The sequence below is a fragment of the Burkholderia sola genome (genome assembly GCF_905400185.1).
In the GTDB taxonomy this organism is placed as follows: Bacteria; Pseudomonadota; Gammaproteobacteria; order Burkholderiales; family Burkholderiaceae; genus Burkholderia; species Burkholderia sola.
Map to the genome: position 1 here is coordinate 787,413 of NZ_FR989676.1, position 17,240 is coordinate 804,652.

The 17,240-nt window shown below is 63.8% G+C and carries 14 protein-coding genes; 6 read left to right on the forward strand and 8 right to left on the reverse strand.

Features of this window, described 5'->3' with window-relative positions:
• Positions 1-399 precede the first annotated feature (399 nt).
• Positions 400-1,428, reverse strand: coding sequence for an L-threonine 3-dehydrogenase (gene tdh / locus KR541_RS20090; protein WP_006480187.1), 1,029 nt, complete (start codon positions 1,426-1,428; stop codon positions 400-402).
• A gap of 13 nt (positions 1,429-1,441) precedes the next feature.
• Positions 1,442-2,641, reverse strand: a complete 1,200-nt coding sequence (locus tag KR541_RS20095; protein ID WP_050013482.1) for a glycine C-acetyltransferase — start codon at positions 2,639-2,641, stop codon at positions 1,442-1,444.
• Between the two features lie 158 nt (positions 2,642-2,799).
• On the opposite strand from KR541_RS20095, the gene KR541_RS20100 reads away from it, so the two are divergent.
• The 3 genes from KR541_RS20100 (at position 2,800) to KR541_RS20110 (ending at position 5,065) form a co-directional block, all read left to right on the forward strand.
• Positions 2,800-3,411, forward strand: a complete 612-nt coding sequence (locus KR541_RS20100; protein WP_050013481.1) for a helix-turn-helix domain-containing protein — start codon at positions 2,800-2,802, stop codon at positions 3,409-3,411.
• A 153-nt stretch (positions 3,412-3,564) separates the two neighbouring features.
• Complete coding sequence (locus tag KR541_RS20105; protein ID WP_050013480.1) at positions 3,565-3,942, forward strand: DUF2471 family protein; 378 nt, start codon at positions 3,565-3,567, stop codon at positions 3,940-3,942.
• A 103-nt stretch (positions 3,943-4,045) separates the two neighbouring features.
• Complete coding sequence (locus tag KR541_RS20110) at positions 4,046-5,065, forward strand: tyrosine-type recombinase/integrase (protein ID WP_089489935.1); 1,020 nt, start codon at positions 4,046-4,048, stop codon at positions 5,063-5,065.
• Between the two features lie 135 nt (positions 5,066-5,200).
• Here the strand turns inward: KR541_RS20110 and KR541_RS20115 are convergent, their stop codons facing one another.
• A complete protein-coding gene (locus KR541_RS20115; protein ID WP_050013478.1) occupies positions 5,201-6,382 on the reverse strand; it encodes a DNA-binding protein in 1,182 nt (393 codons plus the stop codon).
• A 1,822-nt stretch (positions 6,383-8,204) separates the two neighbouring features.
• Here KR541_RS20115 and KR541_RS20120 point away from each other — a divergent pair.
• A complete protein-coding gene (locus KR541_RS20120) occupies positions 8,205-9,572 on the forward strand; it encodes a replication initiation protein (RefSeq protein WP_050013477.1) in 1,368 nt (455 codons plus the stop codon).
• 92 nt (positions 9,573-9,664) lie between these two features.
• Here the strand turns inward: KR541_RS20120 and KR541_RS20125 are convergent, their stop codons facing one another.
• Both KR541_RS20125 and parA read right to left on the reverse strand, forming a co-directional pair.
• Positions 9,665-10,726, reverse strand: coding sequence for a ParB/RepB/Spo0J family partition protein (locus KR541_RS20125; protein ID WP_050013476.1), 1,062 nt, complete (start codon positions 10,724-10,726; stop codon positions 9,665-9,667).
• A 23-nt stretch (positions 10,727-10,749) separates the two neighbouring features.
• Positions 10,750-11,412 carry a ParA family partition ATPase gene (parA, locus tag KR541_RS20130; RefSeq protein ID WP_006480195.1) on the reverse strand — a complete coding sequence of 221 codons (663 nt, stop codon included), beginning with the start codon at positions 11,410-11,412 and terminating at the stop codon, positions 10,750-10,752.
• 972 nt (positions 11,413-12,384) lie between these two features.
• On the opposite strand from parA, the gene arsC reads away from it, so the two are divergent.
• Entirely contained in the window at positions 12,385-12,741 is a 357-nt protein-coding gene (arsC, locus tag KR541_RS20135) for an arsenate reductase (glutaredoxin) (RefSeq protein ID WP_050013475.1), read from the forward strand.
• Positions 12,742-12,881: 140 nt separating this feature from the next.
• Here the strand turns inward: arsC and KR541_RS20140 are convergent, their stop codons facing one another.
• Together KR541_RS20140 and KR541_RS20145 are read right to left on the reverse strand one after the other, a co-directional pair.
• Complete coding sequence (locus KR541_RS20140; protein ID WP_050013474.1) at positions 12,882-13,097, reverse strand: zf-HC2 domain-containing protein; 216 nt, start codon at positions 13,095-13,097, stop codon at positions 12,882-12,884.
• Positions 13,075-13,674: an RNA polymerase factor sigma-70 gene (locus KR541_RS20145; RefSeq protein ID WP_050013473.1), complete on the reverse strand. Its 600-nt coding sequence runs from the start codon at positions 13,672-13,674 to the stop codon at positions 13,075-13,077. Before KR541_RS20145 ends, KR541_RS20140 begins: the two co-directional genes overlap by 23 nt.
• A 374-nt stretch (positions 13,675-14,048) precedes the next feature.
• On the opposite strand from KR541_RS20145, the gene KR541_RS20150 reads away from it, so the two are divergent.
• Positions 14,049-14,603 carry an NADPH-dependent FMN reductase gene (locus KR541_RS20150; protein ID WP_050013472.1) on the forward strand — a complete coding sequence of 185 codons (555 nt, stop codon included), beginning with the start codon at positions 14,049-14,051 and terminating at the stop codon, positions 14,601-14,603.
• Between the two features lie 68 nt (positions 14,604-14,671).
• On the opposite strand, the gene KR541_RS20155 is transcribed toward KR541_RS20150, so the two are convergent.
• The gene (locus KR541_RS20155; protein ID WP_089489934.1) at positions 14,672-16,921 is read right to left on the reverse strand and encodes a hybrid sensor histidine kinase/response regulator; all 2,250 of its coding nucleotides are present in this window, start codon (positions 16,919-16,921) and stop codon (positions 14,672-14,674) included.
• Between the last annotated feature and the right edge of the window lie 319 nt (positions 16,922-17,240).

The following is a 17,240-nucleotide window of genomic DNA, read 5'->3' on the forward strand; positions in this document are numbered from 1 at the left end:
GGTCGCGCACCGGTCGAGGCCGATCGCGCTTCGTCTCAGTGAGTCGCAGCGCTGCATGCGGCTCACGGTTGATGTTCCGGGTCGGTACGATGCCGCCTAAGGTTGCGGGCGAACGCTCGCGCGCCAAACGAAGCGGGGAAGTGCATGGAAGAGGAAAAACGAGCACCGAATAGCGTGACGGCGAGAAGCGAAGCGGCTGCCGATAGGTGAAGCGAATCTGCCATTGCACGTCACCTATGCGGGATCGTGCGACGATTCGGCGCGCGAACACCGCTCCCGAATAACCTCACCTCAAGCGTTGAATCACGCGTTTCGATGCACGACGGTGCGTGCGTGTGCAAACGAAAACGGGGCAGCCGGCCAACGTGCCGCGCCGCCCCGGCTCTGTCGCCCCCCGACTCAGACGGTCCAGTCGAGAATCACCTTGCCGCTTTCGCCGGACAGCATCGCGGCGAAGCCTTGCTCGTAATCGTCGGCCGCGAAGCGATGCGTGATGATCGGCGACAGGTCGAGGCCGCTCTGCAGCATCGCGACCATCTTGTACCAGGTCTCGAACATCTCGCGGCCGTAGATGCCCTTGATCTCGAGCCCCTTGAAGATCACCTGGTTCCAGTCGATCGCCGTCTGCGCGGGCGGGATGCCGAGCAGCGCAACCTTGCCGCCGTGGTTCATCGCCTCGAGCAGGCTCGTGAACGCGCTCGGCACGCCGGACATCTCGAGACCGACGTCGAAGCCTTCGGTCATGTGCAGGTCGGCCATCACGTCGCGCAGCGACTCGCGTGCGACGTTGACCGCGCGCGTCGCGCCCATCTTGCGCGCGAGCTCCAGCCGATAGTCGTTGATGTCGGTAATGACGACGTTGCGCGCGCCGACGTGCTTCGCGATCGCGACGGCCATGATGCCGATCGGGCCCGCGCCGGTGATCAGCACGTCTTCGCCGACGAGGTTGAACGACAACGCCGTGTGCGTCGCGTTGCCGAAAGGATCGAAGATCGACGCGAGATCGTCGGAGATCTCCGGCGGAATCTTGAACGCGTTGAACGCCGGAATCGCCAGGTATTCGGCGAACGCGCCTTCGCGGTTCACGCCGACGCCCACCGTGTTGCGGCACAGATGCCGGCGCCCGGCGCGACAGTTGCGGCAGAAACCGCAGGTGATGTGCCCTTCGCCGGACACGCGATCGCCGATCGCGAAGCCGCGCACTTCCTGCCCCATCTCGACGATCTCGCCGACATATTCGTGGCCGACGTGCATCGGCACCGGAATCGTCTTCTGCGCCCAGTCGTCCCACTTCCAGATATGGATGTCGGTGCCGCAGATCGCCGTGCGGCGGATCTTGATCAGCACGTCGTTGTGGCCGACTTCGGGGCGCTTCACGCGCGTGAGCGTGAGGCCGGGGCCGCGTTCGAGCTTTGCCAGTGCTTTCATGGTCGCGCCTCCGTCAGATGATGCCAAGCGACTTGCCGACACGCACGAACGCGGCGACCGTCTGGTCGATCTGTTCGGGCGTATGCGCGGCGCTCATCTGCGTGCGGATGCGCGCCCGGCCGCGCGGCACCACGGGGAACGAGAAGCCGATCACGTAGACGCCTTCGCCGAGCAGCTTGTCGGCCATGTTCGTCGCGAGCTGCGCGTCGCCGAGCATCACCGGAATGATCGGATGCGCGCCGGGCACGAGCGTGAAGCCGGCTTCGGTCATCTGCTTGCGGAACTGCGCGCCGTTCTCGCGCACGCGCTCGCGCAGCTTCGCGCCTTCGTCGCTGCCGAGCAGTTCGAGCACCTTCAGCGATGCCGCGGCGATGCTCGGCGTGAGCGTGTTCGAGAACAGATACGGACGCGAGCGCTGGCGCAGCAGCTCGATCACCTCGCGCCGCGCGGCGACATAGCCGCCCGACGCGCCGCCGAGCGCCTTGCCGAGCGTGCCGGTGATGATGTCCACGCGGCCTTCGACGCCGCAATGCTCGGGCGTGCCGCGACCGTGCGTGCCGATGAAGCCGACCGCATGCGAATCGTCGACCATCACGAGCGCGCCGTAGCGATCGGCGAGATCGCAGATGCCTTTCAGATCGGCGATGATGCCGTCCATCGAGAACACGCCGTCGGTCGCGATCAGCTTGTGGCGCGCACCCGCGGCATCGGCTTCCTTGAGCTTCGCCTCGAGGTCGGACAGATCGTTGTTCTTGTAGCGAAAGCGCTTCGCCTTGCACAGGCGAATGCCGTCGATGATGCTCGCGTGATTCAGCTCGTCGCTGATCACCGCGTCGTTCTCGTCGAGCAGCGTCTCGAACAGCCCGCCGTTCGCGTCGAAGCAGCTCGAATAGAGGATGCTGTCCTCGGTGCCGAGAAACGCGGCCAGCGCGCTTTCCAGTTGCTTGTGGACGGTTTGCGTGCCGCAGATGAAGCGCACCGACGCCATGCCGAAGCCGTCCTGGTCGAGGCCGGCCTTGGCCGCGTCGATCAGCCGCGGATCGTTCGCCAGACCCAGATAGTTGTTCGCGCAGAAATTGAGCACGCCGGCGCCGCCGGCGAGCCGCACGGCTGCCGCCTGGGGACTCGCGATCTCGCGCTCGGTCTTGTAAAAACCGTCCGCGCGGATCTGGTCGAGCGTCCCGCGCACCTGGGCGAGAAAGGCATCACGCATCGCAAAGCTCCTGACAGGGTTTCGCATTCCGCGGCGCACGGCTCGTGGCGGCGCAACGGCTTGCTACTGTTATAGTCGGTCGTTCGGTTGACCGCATTTATCCTATATTCCGAACTAGAATTCGAAATATCGAACAACTCTAAGCGAACGGAATCCAAATGGCAAGTTCCTCCGGATCGCGGCGCACGCCCGCCGACGCCGCCCCGCAACCACCGGCCGCGACTCCGCCGCGCGTCGGCGAGCAGATCCAGCGGCTGCGCAACGAGCGCAAGCTGACGCTCGACGACCTGTCGCGCGCAGCCGGCGTATCGAAATCGATGCTCTCCGAGATCGAACGCGACAAGGCCAACCCGACGATCGCCGTCGCATGGCGGCTGACGAACGCGCTCGGCATCACGCTCGACGAACTGTTTTCGCAGCCGAAGGCGCCCGAGACGATCCGCGTGGACGGCCCGCACGACATTCCGACGCTCGCCGGCCACGACGGCCGGTACCAGTTGCGCGTATGGGGCCCGATCGACCTCGCCGGCAAGTTCGAGTGGTACGAGTTGACGCTGCCGGGCGGCGGCGCACTGGTATCGAACGCGCACGAACCCGGCACGCGCGAGCACCTCACCGTGCTGCAGGGCGCGATGGAAATCGAGGCCGCCGCGGCCAGCCGCCGGCTGAAGACGGGCGACACCGCGCGCTACCCGGCCGACGAGCCGCATGCGATCCGCAATCCCGGCAAGGCCGAAGCGCGGGCATTGCTGATCGTGATCCATCGCTGACGGCGCGGATAGCCAGGGCCTGTTCACGCTAAAAGGTCAGTCGCAGGCCAGTTGCGGAAAATACTGTATGTTTGTACAGTATACGGACATTCCGCCATGCATGGGCCGGAGCCGGCGCACCGAGGCGCCCGTCCCGGTCGACAGGAGCCTGCAATGACAGAAGAACAAGATTTAGCCGCGCTCAGCTTCAAGGCTGCCGCGCATGACCTCGAATTGATCGTTCGCCATATCGCGGCGCGCTACATCCGTCAGCGCGTGCCGCTGACGTGGCGCCTGCTGCATGCGATCGAAGCCGAAGCGCTCGCCGATCTCGGCTTTGCCAGCCGACACGACGCGGGCATGCGTCAACTGTTCGAACGGCCGTCGGACATGACGTTTCCCGAAACGGACGATCCGATCGACTTCGGGCGCTCGAATGCGCTGCCGGCGGTCTTTTCGTTTGCCGTGCTCGCGTACGAAGCCGCGGCAAACGCGCACGACACCGCGCGTCCCGCGCGCCCGCACCGCCAGTCCAAGGCGTGGGGCGACTGACGGCCCGGCCCCGGCCGTCGCGCATGGCGGCCGGTTCACCCGCTTGCTGCCCGATACGTTGCGGAAAAGGGCTACCATGTACGCAACTAACGGAATTAATGCCATGTCCCTTCCCGCCTCTCCCGACACCGCCGCCTCGCCGGAAGAAAAGGATCTGTTCGACCGCGATGCGTCCGACTGGGTCGCCTCGCCCGAAGCCGCGTTCGACGCTTGGCTGGCGATGCAGGACTATCGCCGCTCGTCGGCCGACGTCTATCGCGCGCAATGGGGTGCGTTTCTCACGTGGATGCGCGCCCATCAAAAGAACCTGGCGACGGTCGATACGCCGACCATTGCGAATTTCGTCGGCGAACTGCCGATCAAGAAAACCCAGCGAATGCGCTATCTCCGGCTGATCGAGCGGGTGCTCGATCATGTCCGCCGCACCGAGTACGCATCGACCAATCCGGCCCGCTTCATTGCTCAGGATGGCGAAGCGAACTGGCGCAAGGCACGCGACAACGAACCGACCGGTTTCCTCACGCCGGCGGAACGGGCGACGTTGCTCGCGTATCTGTTTTCGCCGATCGGCGTCTCGGGTTCCGCGTACTGGAAGGAACGCCGCGACCGTGCGCTCGTCGCCGCGTTTCTTGGCGCCGGCATCAAAACCGGCGAAGCGCGCGCACTTACGATTAGTTGCATCAATACGAGCGGCACGTCGCTGCGGATCGCGTCGACGCATCCGGATTACTCGCGCGACACCCATCTGGCCTCGTTTGCGATCGCGTTGCTCGAAGCGTGGCTCACCGAACGCAAACGCCAGGAGATTCCAGGAGAACTCGTCTTCCCCGCATCGCATGCCGGGCGGCCGATGCACAAGGCGACGATGCTGCGCGCGATCGACGCGATCGTCGAATCGGCCGGGCTCACATCGTCACGCACGGCGCGCGCCAGCCCGCAAACCCTGCGCAATAGCTACGCGGCCGAACTGTTCGAGCACGACGTGCCGCCGGAGCGCGTCGGCAAATGGCTGGGCTTCATGCGGCCGATCTCGTCGAATCGCCTGCATCGCGCCTGGAAAAACTGGCGTGACGGGCTGGCCGACAGCAACGGTGACGCGTCCGACCGCGACGAAACTCACTGATCGGGAAAAGGCTGCTCACGGAAACGATCCGTGAGCAGCCTTGTGTGGCGCAGCCTCACCGTTTCACAGCTCCCGAAAAACCTCACCTCAAGCTTCCCGGATCTTCTCACCTGTGAGGCGCTGCCGGCTTTCACGTCAGGTCTGCGCAAAACGCGCGACGGCTTCGAAGCGGGACGGCCATGCGCCGGACGCGTGCTCGCACTCGGGGCACGCGACTTCAAACCCCTCGTTGCCATGTGACAGTTCCGGTTCGCCGTCGCAATGCGGGCACCGGGTCGGCGCCGGAATCTCGTGGTCCAGCGAGGTGCCGATCGCGGCATACGCGTTGGCATCGAGCCGTCCCGCCTCGGCCAGGCGCCGGATCAGCGCGGCGATTTCCGGATTCATTCCGCGGTTCGCGCGCAATGAATTCACGTCGCGCGTGGCGCGCTCCAGTTCGTCGCTCTGGGTACGCAACTGTTCTTCGAGCCGGTCGGCGCGCGCCTTGGCCGAGCTCAACTGCTGCAGGAAATCGAATTCCTTGCGCTGGACGTCCCGCAACCCGCTCTGGTACGTCGACGCCATGCTGCGCAACGAATCCAGTTCGACCAGCATCGGCTTGACGCGGCGTTCGGCTTCGGCCACCGCATCCTTGATTTGCTGCGCGTAATGCTCGGTGCGCTGCTGCAATTCGGCCTGCAGCGCATCGATGCGGTCGCGTAGCGCGGCGTTCTGCGCTTGCTCGGCATCGATCCGGCCGGCAGCCGCGGCCAATTCCTTTTCCAGTCGAGCGACTGTGGTGAGCAACGTGGCTTCGCTTGCCGAACCGTGGGTGGTCTGGGACGCGAGCTGCACCTCGAGTTCGGTCACCCGCGCCTGTAATTGCTCGTTTCTCGCTTCCCCGCGCGCGAGCGCGCCTTCGAGCGTCTCCTGACGGATAGTTGCGTCGCGCAACCGCTGTTCCGCGTCGGCCATGTCGGCGCGGACCTGCTCGCGGTCTCCATCGAGGCTGTCGCGTGCGGCTTTCAATGCCTCTTCATAGAGTGCGCCGAGCAACGCGCCGGCTTTTTCCTCGACAGCTTTCGGGATCGCCGCGCCGTCGAGCCGGATCTTGGAAGCGGCACGGATGCGCTCCCAGAAATGATCGATGTCTTTCGGGATGTCGCTGGCGCTGCCGGTCTGGGTGAGATCGCGGACGTTGGCGGCCGACGGCCGGATGCCGAGATCGAAGAACAAGCGCTTGCATGCATGGAGCGACAATTCCTGACGCCGTGCACCGCTTGCGCGTAGCGATTCCAGTTCTTCCCGAATGACTTGACGCATTTCGTCCAGGGTCATGGCCATGCTCACAGACAATGAAATGTGGCAATCATAACGAAATACGTATTCACCGATACTTATTTCGAGGGTCCGTTGTGAATTTACGTCGTTTTGCACAGAAATCGGCTCGGCGAGTCCATCCTGCTGACGGTGACCTGGAATTCCGTGAAACAAAGCGAAGAAAGTCAGCCAAGTCTTTGTACTGCAAGCGATTTTCCGTGAACCCCGAATTTGGGCATTTGTTTCACATGACGATCGATCGGGTTGCCTGTGGGTGTTCAGGGGTTGGGGTGTCTGTGGAAAACTCCCCAGCGGATGGTTTGAGAGTATTAGAAGTAAACACCCTTGAACCCTTAGTTAAAAACGTTAACGCCACGGCACAGCCTTATGGCGCAAGGCTTTCCGGCCGACAAGGTGAAGTTTTACGGGAGCCAAGGTGATCTTCTGCGGGAGCTGACGTGATGGGGTTCAGGGAGCTGCGTGAGCCGTTGCAGGAAGGGTCGTGAGCGGATTCGGGATCACAGTAAAACACGCGTTTTCCCACAGGTGAGGGTTTTCGGGGCCGCACAGCCACAGAACCCGCGCCATGCCTGGCTGCACAGTTTTCTGCCTGTGCAGACATAGGTGAGAACTTGCAGGACGTGCTTCGCGCCCTGATTCTGCCCATCTTTTGGGCAGATTTGGCGAAAGGTGAGGTTTCACGGGACTCCACGGGAATTTGCTGTGAGGATTTCCGGGAAGCAAACGCCATTTTGCACAGCAAAAGTGCTTTTCGGCGCCTGTGATGCCCCAAAGGTGAGGTTTTTCGGGAGCGAAATCCGGGTTTTCCTGCTCCGATCCCCTAAAGGTGAGCTTTTTCGGGGCATCGATCACAGGCTGCGATCTCGCTCACAGGTGAGGCTTTCCGGGAGCCGTATTTGCTGAAAAAATGGTCAGAGGTGAGGCTTTTCGGGACTCGTGACCGGCCTAATTCGCCGAAAAGCCCGTCAGGACTGGCGGAAATCTCGTTTTTGCTGTGCCACTTTTTGGCACAGGTGAGACTTTTCAGGGGCCGAGATTCGGTTGTCGTATGAAGGATTCCCGTCGAAAGGTGAGGCTTTTCGGGGGATCCCGGCGATGCACAGCCAAATGCCTTCTGTGCATAAGTATCGGAAGGGATTGAGATTTTTGATACCGCGCCGGTTACGGTGAGATTTTTCGGGAGTCATTTCCGGACCCGCTGCGGTGCCGCATTTCTTCTGTAAGGTGAGCGTTTGCGGGAGTCATTGGTAGCGAGTCCCGCGTGTGTCGGACCTTCGTCGGCATCCGAACGAATCCGCATGCTGTGCCACAGGTGAGTATTTTCGGGACTGGACACGATTCGCGCACTGTACAATGCGCGCCCGGGCTGGCGAAGCAGCCGCCGATCGGGCTGCGCGTACCGGTTTCGATGGCGGTTTTCCACGTGTCGAAGCCGAACCGATGTTCCGGCGGATCACGCCTGTACATGCATACAGGCCGATGGGCGGCGGTCCGGGACGAACGGTGAGGTGCAATCGCGACCCTGTGTCGAACTCACGGTTGCGCAGTCGCAAAATTACGACAAATCGAAAGGTGAGCCGATACGGGAGCCAATTTCGCACGTGTCCTGCACAGGTGAAATTCTGTGAATCGGCGCATGCCGCGGCACGTCTGGACGAGTCCGGAACGCCGTCCGGGCGGACCGGTGAGCGTTTTCGGGAGCGGTACGGGTGAGTGCCGTTTTGCCGGCGTGCTTCACCGGCTATGGTGAGCATGTCGTTCTGGACGCACATCACCGCAGGCGCTATCCTTCCGGGAAACTTCTCCTCCGACCCGACGTATGGCCACGACGAAGCGCGCCAAGAAAACCGATGTGGATGTGGTGAGTGCCAGTTCAGCCGAATTGCGAAAGGCCGTCGAGGCGATCGCCATTCAGCCGAAGAGCGGCAAGATCACGCTCCTCACTCGCAAGCTGTTCAATGTCCTGCTGGCCGTCGCGCAGCAGGCCGACGACTCGGGCGACACGTATCGTGCGCTGCTGTCGGACATCGTCGCCAACTCCGCTTTCGATTCGAACGACACCGCGTTGGTGAAGGAACACCTGCGCCGCATGGTGTCCGTACAGGTCGAATGGAGCACGGGCACATCAAGCCAGAAGCCCGGCCGCAAGTGGGGGATCTCCACGCTGATCGCCGATGCGGAAATTCTCGAGGATCCGACTACCCGTCGCGTGTGGGTCGAATTCTCGTTCGCGCCGAAGATCAAGAAGAAGCTGCTCGACCCGGTCCAGTACGCGCGCCTCAGCCTGCAGTTCCAGAGCCAGCTGCGCAGCAGCGCCGGTCTCGCGCTGTACGAGATCTGCGTGCGCTACCTGACGAACCCGAGCCACCTGACGATGCGCGAGCCGTGGGAATGGTGGCGGCCGATCCTGTCGGGCACGCCCGACACGGAAGCCGGCGACGAAGCGAAGCGCGAGTACAAGTACTTCAAGCGCGATTACCTGCGCCCCGCGATCGCGGAAGTCAACGCGGTCACCAACATCTTCGTCGAGCTGATCGAGCACCGCGAAGGGCGTCGGGTGGCCGAGATCCAGTTCCGCGTGACCGAGCGCAAGCAGCCGATGCTCGCGCTCGACGAACACCCGAACGTGTTCGACAGCACGCTGGTCGACCGGATGGTGAAGCTCGGGATCCCGCTGAAGGAAGCGCAGACGCTCTATGCGGACAGCGAGGAAAACCGGATTCGCGCCGCGCTGCAGATGACCGAGCAGCGGATGCGCAGTACGACGCTGCCGCCGGTGCGCAGCGCGCCGGCGCTGTTCAAGGATGCGCTGAAGAAGGGGTATGCGCCGCCGGTCGAGTCGGTCGACGCACTGCCGGCCGGCACGCCGTCCGCGAAGGTCGCGGTTGCGCAGCCGGACGATCTGAAGGCGCGCTTGCTGAGCGAGTTCGCGGCGTTCCGCCGCAAGGAAGCGAAGGTGCTGTACGAAGAGCAGGGCGACGCGGAGCGCGAAGTCGCGCGCGAGTCATTCGAGTCGGAGGCATTGCCGACGATGGGCTCGCATCTGCGCGACGACTGGCGCAAGCGCGGCCTCGATTCCAAACTGGCCGAGACGGCCTTTTTCGACTGGCTGGCCCAGAAGACCTGGGGCGAGCCGACGGACGGCGACCTGCTGTCGTTCACGCTGAACCAGTCGCGGGCCGCTTGACGTCCGCTCAGGCCCGCTGACGGGCCGCCGCCGGTCCCCAGCCCCAGTCGGGCGGGGCCGGCGTCCTCACCAGGCCCTGCCGGCCGCTTCCCTCACTCCGACAACAGCATCCGCTCGAGCTGCTCGAGGATCGCGTCGCGCTTGTCCTTCGGGAGGCCGCGCAGGCGCAGCTCGATGCGGTCTTCGCCATACGACTTCAGGTCGCCGACTGACTTGCCGCCGAGCTTGATCTCGAGACGCTGCGCATAGCGTTGACGGCCGGCCGCCTTTGGCGTCTCCTGCGCCGCGACGCGGCCCTTGACGATATCCGACACCTGACGCGTGCTGAGATCGTCCGACACGATCTTGTTGATCAGCCGCAGCGTTGCCTCGGTGCCGCGCGCATTGTGATAGCGGCCGACCTGATACGCCATGTTCGATCCGAAGCGATCGGGGCGCGCGACCATTTCCTGCATGATCGCTTCCGGCAACTTGCCGATCGACAACGCGACGGCCACCGTCGACTCGTCGAGGCCGAGGTGCTCGGAGAGTTCTTTCTGGCTCTGGAAATGCTTGTCGTCGAGGAAACGGCGCCACACGACGGCGTTGTCGAACACCGTCTGCGAATCGCGCTGAACGTTGAGGTCGTAGCCGAGCTTGTAGCTCTGGATGCCGATCGGCACGTCGATCACGATCGCCTTGACCGACTCCTTGTTCGCTTCCTTCAGCGCCCGCACGCGGCGGCCGCCATCACTGACGAAATACGTGCCCGGATTGTCGTAATCCGGAATCACGTGGATGGCCTGCTGCTGACCCTGCTTCGCGAGGTTGACCGCAAGTTCGGCAATCGACGATTTCAGATAGAAGTGCCGCGGGTTGAACGGGCTATGCTTGATCGCCTTCAGCGGCAACTCGATCACTTGCCCCGGCGCATAGCGATTCTCGAGGCGCCACGCGCGATATTGCTGCGATTCGTCGATCGACGGATCGATCGTGAATTCCGGAGCAGGCGGAGGGGCGATGTCCTTTTTCGCGGATTTGGTCGATGCCGGGGTCGGCGTGTCGGACTTGACGATGCCGTCGATCGCATTGAGCCGATCAAGCGCCGTGCGCTTCTCGCTCGTCGTGATATCCGGGCGCGCTTGGAATCCTTTGGCAAATTGGGAAGGTTTCATGTGACTCCTTTATGCGCATAAAGTCAGGGCAGCATGGCGACGATTTCGTCGGCGCATGCGCGAATTTCGGCGGCGGCCAGCTTGCCGCCGCGATCGTTCATCTGCAGCACGGTCTGACCGAGCGCCATTGCCTGCTTGTACGCTTCCCGGGTCGGAATCTGCGTCTTCAGCAGCGGGAAGCCGAGTTCCTCGAGCGCACGCTTGAGCTCGCGGGTCAGCATGCGCTTCTCTTCGGTCTTGTTCAGCAGGAACACCGCGCGGAGGTCTTCGTTCATCACCTGCGCCTGCTGAATCAGTTTGACCAGCCCGACGCTCGACCAGTAATCGGCCGGCGACGACGATGTCGGGATCACGGCAATCGATGCGGCCAGCAGGACGACGCCGGAGACTTTCTCGGTGATCGACGGCGGGCAGTCCACGACGATGATGTCGTAGTCGTTGATGAACTTCTTGATCTCGCGATGGATCTGGCCGTCGGCTTCGGCCAGGTTGACGACCGGAAACGGGATGCCGTTGTCGCTGTCGCCGGATGCGCTCGACCAGTGAACCAGCGTGTTTTGACGGTCTGCGTCGATGACGAGGACGCGCTTCCCTTTTTCATGGAACGCGGCGCCGAGATGCATGGCAATCGTGCTTTTGCCGACGCCACCTTTTTGTTGAGTGACTGCAATGATTTCCGCGGCCAATTTTCACTCCTGTTTTGGTCGTTGGAATTCTACAGGACGATATTTGAATTTCAATGAAATTGTCGTTCGACAACTACGCGTTGGCCATTCGGACTATCGGTTTATGCGCATAAACGAGATGGCGGAGATGGACGGCGGGTGTTGGTGGTGTCGTGGAGATGGCGAGGCCGATGCCGAGCGGTCGATGCGGTGCTCGATGGCTGCGTCTTCACGGGCTACGTCGCCGGGCGCTGCTCGTCGTAGAGATATGTCTCGGTACGCTCCCCTTTCGCTAGATGGGCCGCGTTGCCTGCGAGCCGCCGAGTTTGTGCGCATAAACTCGGCAGAGCTCACGGCGATCAACTTCGTTGGGGAACCCGCCGCGCATTCGCGAGCGGGATGAGTGGGTCTGTGAGGCTGGACGTGCGTCTTCGATATCCATCGCAGAACCGATGTGCATCGAGACAACGCCGTCTCGGCCCGCGGCGTTTATGCGCATAAACCAGACGCAAGGATGGCCCGCGGAGAAGGGCCGAAGGCAGGCGCCTCGCCCGCGTCAGGAGCGCAATGATGTCGTGCCGGGGCGATGGATTATCGATATAGCCATTGTCTGGTGCCGTCTCGTCTGGGCATAGACCTACGTCAGAGTGGCCTCGCACCTCGCCCGACAATCGCAGGCTTTATGCGCATAAACGCAGCCGAAGTGTCCCGCAATCACGCGCCCTTTCGCCACCCGGGACAGCCCTCACTGGGCATTGGTCAGGCTGACCACAGTTGCCGGTCCCGCGAGGCCGTTGCCCGGCCTTTATGCGCATAAACGTAACCGCATCTTCGAAGCGTCTCCCAGACACCCGACGCACAGCACATCGCCAAACCGAACCACCGCAGCAACCTGTCGAGAGGAAAACCACCCCGATCTCGCTTGAACCACCCCACCGAGCCCGTCAATGCAGACTGGCTACAATACAGGGCTCCCCCATCCAGGCTTGAATGATGATCACGATCTACCACAACCCCCGATGCTCGAAGTCCCGCGAGACGCTCGCGTTGGTCGAGTCGCTGAATACCGCCGGCGCGCCGTTGAACGTCGTCGAGTACCTGAAGACGCCGCCGACGGTCGAGGAAGTGGAAACGCTGCATCGGCAGCTCGGCCGCCCGGTTCGCGACATGCTGCGCGACGGCGAGGAGCCGTACAAGACATTGAATCTGGCTCGCGCGGATCTGAGCGACGCCGAAGCCTACGCGGCGATCGCCGCCCATCCGATCCTGCTGCAACGCCCTATCGTCGTATATCGCGGCAAGGCGGCGATCGGTCGCCCGCCCGAGTCGGTGAAGGCGCTGTTCGAATAATTCTTCCCCGGCGTATTTTTCTTATTGCATCAACGCGACCGAGTCCGGCCCGGCACACGCAACGGCAATCCAGGCCGACGCAACCGCCGGGCCGCACGCGCGAGCGGCCGGCGGAACGACACGTCGACACCCCGCGCCGCCTAGCCGCCACCGGACGATCCCTCATCATCGTCCGACTCCTGCCCCGCCGCCGCTTTCGCGGCCGTCCGCAACAGCGCGATCTGTCCACGATAGGCGCGGCATCCGCTGCAGGTCGGCAGATGCACGCGTACCTGCAGACGCTCGTGCAGCGTCAGATGCCGATCGAGCGCATCCGACAGCAGTCGTGTCACGTCAGTACATTTCCCCGGCAGCATCTTCGGTCGTCAGTCCTTTTTCGCTCAGGCAGGTTCGCAGGCGCGTGCGCGCCCGGTACAGCAGCACGCTGCAATGATTCGTCGTCAGCGTCAATTCGCTACAGATATCCACAATCTCGACATCGAGGAATTCGCGCATCATGAACACGCGTCCGATCTGCTCCGGCAGATGGTCGAGGCAGACCTGGAACAGCGTCCAGAATTGCTGTTGTTGCAACAGCGTTTCGGGCTTCGGCCACGGTCGCGGTTTCGCATGCGCGGCCCAGTGCCCATTGTCCTTGAACAGTTCGCGATCGAGCACGGATTCGCCGTCGAGCTCCGCATCGAGCGCGGTCAGGCTCACCATTCGCTGGCGCGCGCGCAGCACGTCGATCAGCTTGTTGCGCAGGATCCCGAACACCCAGGTCTTGTGGGCCGACAGCCCCGCGAACTCGCCGGCATGCGACCACGCGGCGGCCAGCGCTTCCTGCACGGCGTCTTCGGCCGCGTCGGCATCGCGGAGCTGGAGTCGCGCGAAGCGCAGCAGGTCGCGCCGCAGTTGCGCGAGATAGGCGGGATCGTCGTGTGCGGACGGCATGTCTGGTTGCAGTGTCTCGAAGCAATGGCAATCGCGCGAGCGTCACGGGAGCGGGCGCGTCGCGGTGCGAGCAGCTTACTGGGCGCGGTCCGCGCCTGCAACGCAATGTTCCGTCACGAATTCACGGAGCCCGCCGCCGCGCTGCGCTATGCTTGCCGAACCCCGTGTCGCGCGTCGACCACGCCGCGCGGCGGGCGATCTGTAACGTCGGAACATATCGGTCGAGTTATCCACAATTTCTGTGGAAAACCTTGTGGAAAGTCGGCCGGACGGCCCCGTGGGACGGCTCGCGGGCTGGCTTGCCTATAAACAGACCTTTGTCGCCCATTCGGAAGCAATCGATCCGATTCCTCACTCACCGGAAGGAGAATGCCATGTCCTATCGTATTGCGGTCGTCGTCGGCAGCCTGCGTCGCGCGTCGACGAATCGCGCGCTCGCGCACGCCGTGATCTCGCTCGCCCCCGCCGATTTTTCGTTCGAGTTCGTCGAGATCGGCGAGCTGCCGCTGTACAGCCAGGACTACGACGCGGATTTCCCGGAAGTCGCGAAGCGCTTCAAGCAGTCGATCGAAGCCGCGGACGCGCTGCTGTTCGTCACGCCCGAGTACAACCGGTCGATGCCGGGCGTGCTGAAGAATGCGCTCGACTGGGGCTCGCGCCCATGGGGTTCGAATTCGTGGTCGGGCAAGCCGGGCGCGGTGCTCGGCACGTCGCCGGGCGCGGTGGGCACCGCGCTCGCGCAGCAGCACCTGCGCAACGTGCTCGCTTACCTCGACGTGAAGACGCTCGGTCAGCCCGAGATGTTCATCAAGCACGACCCGGCGCGCATCGACGACCAGGGGCAGATCGTCAGCGAGGACACCCGCAAGTTCCTGCAGGGCTTCGTCGATCGTTACGCGGGCTGGGTGCGTCTGCTGAAATCGGCGTGACGTCGTCGGCGGCCTGATCGCCGCGTTCGTTCACGCCGTCGCGCCGGCGCCGCCCTGCGCACCGCGGGTCACGCGCCGGCGTGTCGTGCGTCGCGCGCTTCGCGGATGCCCAGCAGGATCTCGTCGAGCAGCGCGATATCGAACGGCTTCGACAGCACGCGGACGTTGACCGTGCGCGTGCGGTCGAGCTCCTCTGCATAACCGGTGACGAGAATCACGGGCAGCTTCCCCGGCCGCTTGTCGATCGCTTCGGCCAGGTCGATGCCGTTCAGGCGGCCCGGCATATGAATGTCCGAAATCACGAGGTCGAACGCGTCGTTCGCGGCGGCGCCTTCGATCAGGCGCAATGCGTCGTCGGCGGTGGGCGCGTAGGTCACGCGATGACCGAGCAGCGACAGCAGCGCTTCCGTGCCGGCCGCGACTTCGCCGTTGTCCTCGACGAGCAGCACGTGCAGGCCGGCGAGCTCGCCATTGGCCGCATCGTGCGCGGCGGCCGCCGGCCGCGCGACGACATCCTCGGCGCGCGCGCGCGGCAGGTACAGACGCACCGACGTCCCCGCACCGACCGCGCTGTCGATCGTCGCGAGGCCGCCCGAGCGTTCGCAGAACGCGAAGACCTGCGGCAGGCCGAGCCCGGTCCCCATCCCCTGCGCCTTCGTCGTGAACAGCGGTTCGAACGCGCGCGCGAGCACGTCGGGCGCCATGCCCGACCCCGTGTCGTCAAGCGAGATCTGCACGAAATCGCCGGTCAGCGGGAAGCCGTCCTCACGGCGCAGCGTGACGTTGCGCGCGCCGACCGTGAAGCGTCCGCCGGTCGCCATCGCGTCGCGCGCGTTGACCGCGAGGTTGATCACCGCGAGCTCGAGTTCCGCGACGTCGACGCGGATCGGCCAGACGCCCGGCTCGATCGCGACGACCAGCGACGACTTCGACCCGAGCGACGTCTTCAGCAGCTCGCGGCACGTGCCGACCCATTGCCCGATGTCGATCGTCTCGTTGTGCAGCGGCTGCTTGCGCGCGACGCCGAGCAGCTGGCGCGTGAGCGACTGCCCGTTCTTCAGCGCGCGTTCGATCGCGCCGAGCTCCTTGTCGAGATGCTGGACGCCGCGCCGCCGCGCGATCTGCACGTTGCTCGAGATGATCATCAGCAGGTTGTTGAAGTCGTGCGCGACGCTGCCGACGAGATTGCCGAGCGCCTGCATCTTGCGCGACTGCCGGTACGCCGATTCGATCGAGCGCCGCATCGACGCTTCGGCCTGCCAGCGGTCCCATGCCTCCTCTTCCGCCTTCAGCCGCTTGAGCGACAGCCAGATCACGGACCACAGCGCGACCGACGGCGCGAACATCGAGATGAACAGCACGCTCAGGTGTTCGTACCATTCATGCCAGATTGCCGACGTGCGGTACGCGCAGCTCACGTAGACGGGATAGCTGCCGACCTGGCGATACGCGACGATCTCGCTGCTCGCGTCGTCGTGACGCACGCGCACGACGCCCGCGCGCGGCTCGTTGTGCGCGTTGCCGAACGTGACCGAGCGATCGGTGTGCGCCAGCGACGGCGGCGGCGGATACGACGCGATCACCGCGCCGTCCGAGCGCGCGAGCGCCATCGTCATCGGCGTGCTCGCGCCGCCGAGCAGGTCGCGGTAGAACGCGTTGAAATACGACGATTTCAGCGCGATCGACACCATGCCGGCGAACGAACCGTCGCTATGGCGTCGCGCGACGCCGGTGTTGAATACGGGAATGTTCTCGAGCTTGAGCGGCCCCATCATCAGTTTCGAGATGTGTTCGATGACCTTGCCGTCTCGGATGCCGGCGAAGTCGTCGCGATTCGCGATCGACGCATACGGCGCCGGATAGTAGAGGCTGTTGGCGAGCAGCATCCCGCTCGCACCGAAGATCGACACGGCGGCCACTTGCGGATAGCCGCCGCCGATCGTGTTCAGCGCCTCGTGGATGTCGGATTCCCTGCCGCGCACGGTCGCGTCGTCCATGTCCTGCACGAGGTCGACGATGCGCGCATCGAGCGTTTCGCTCAGGTCGAACACCTTGAGCGCGTGCTCCTCGGCCACGCGCACCGTGCGCATCGTCACGTCGCTCGCGGCGGCCTCGCGCGCCTTCAGGTCGCTGTACGCCATCACCACCACGTAGATGCACGGCAGCACGATCGCCGCGACGAGCAGCACGATCAGCGTCACGCGGCGCACCGCGAAATCGTGCTCGGGTGCGCCGGCCGCGTAGCTGCCGTCGTCCTGCCAGTCGTCGGCGGGAGGAGGCGCGGGGGTGTGGGAGTCGGCAGGCCGTTCGGACGTCATCGAGGAAAGCGGGTGAGGCAGCGGTGTCTGTCATCATAAACGAGTTGCGACGGCCCGCCGCGCGGCGCCGTACGTGGCGATCCTGCCGTTCGTACAGGCGCGATCCTGCCGTATATGACAGCGGTAAACCGTCGGATTGAAAACGCGACGAATCCGGCAGCGCAAACGTACACAAGGAAAAATTTTGCGTACTTATCTCGAAAATGGTCGCGGCTATTTTCGGAATGATGCGAGATCGGACCAATTCTGTTCGAAATGGCGAAAATGGCGAGTTGCATCGCCTCCGGTTTACTCCGAGAATCGCGCCTTGCTTTCCCTA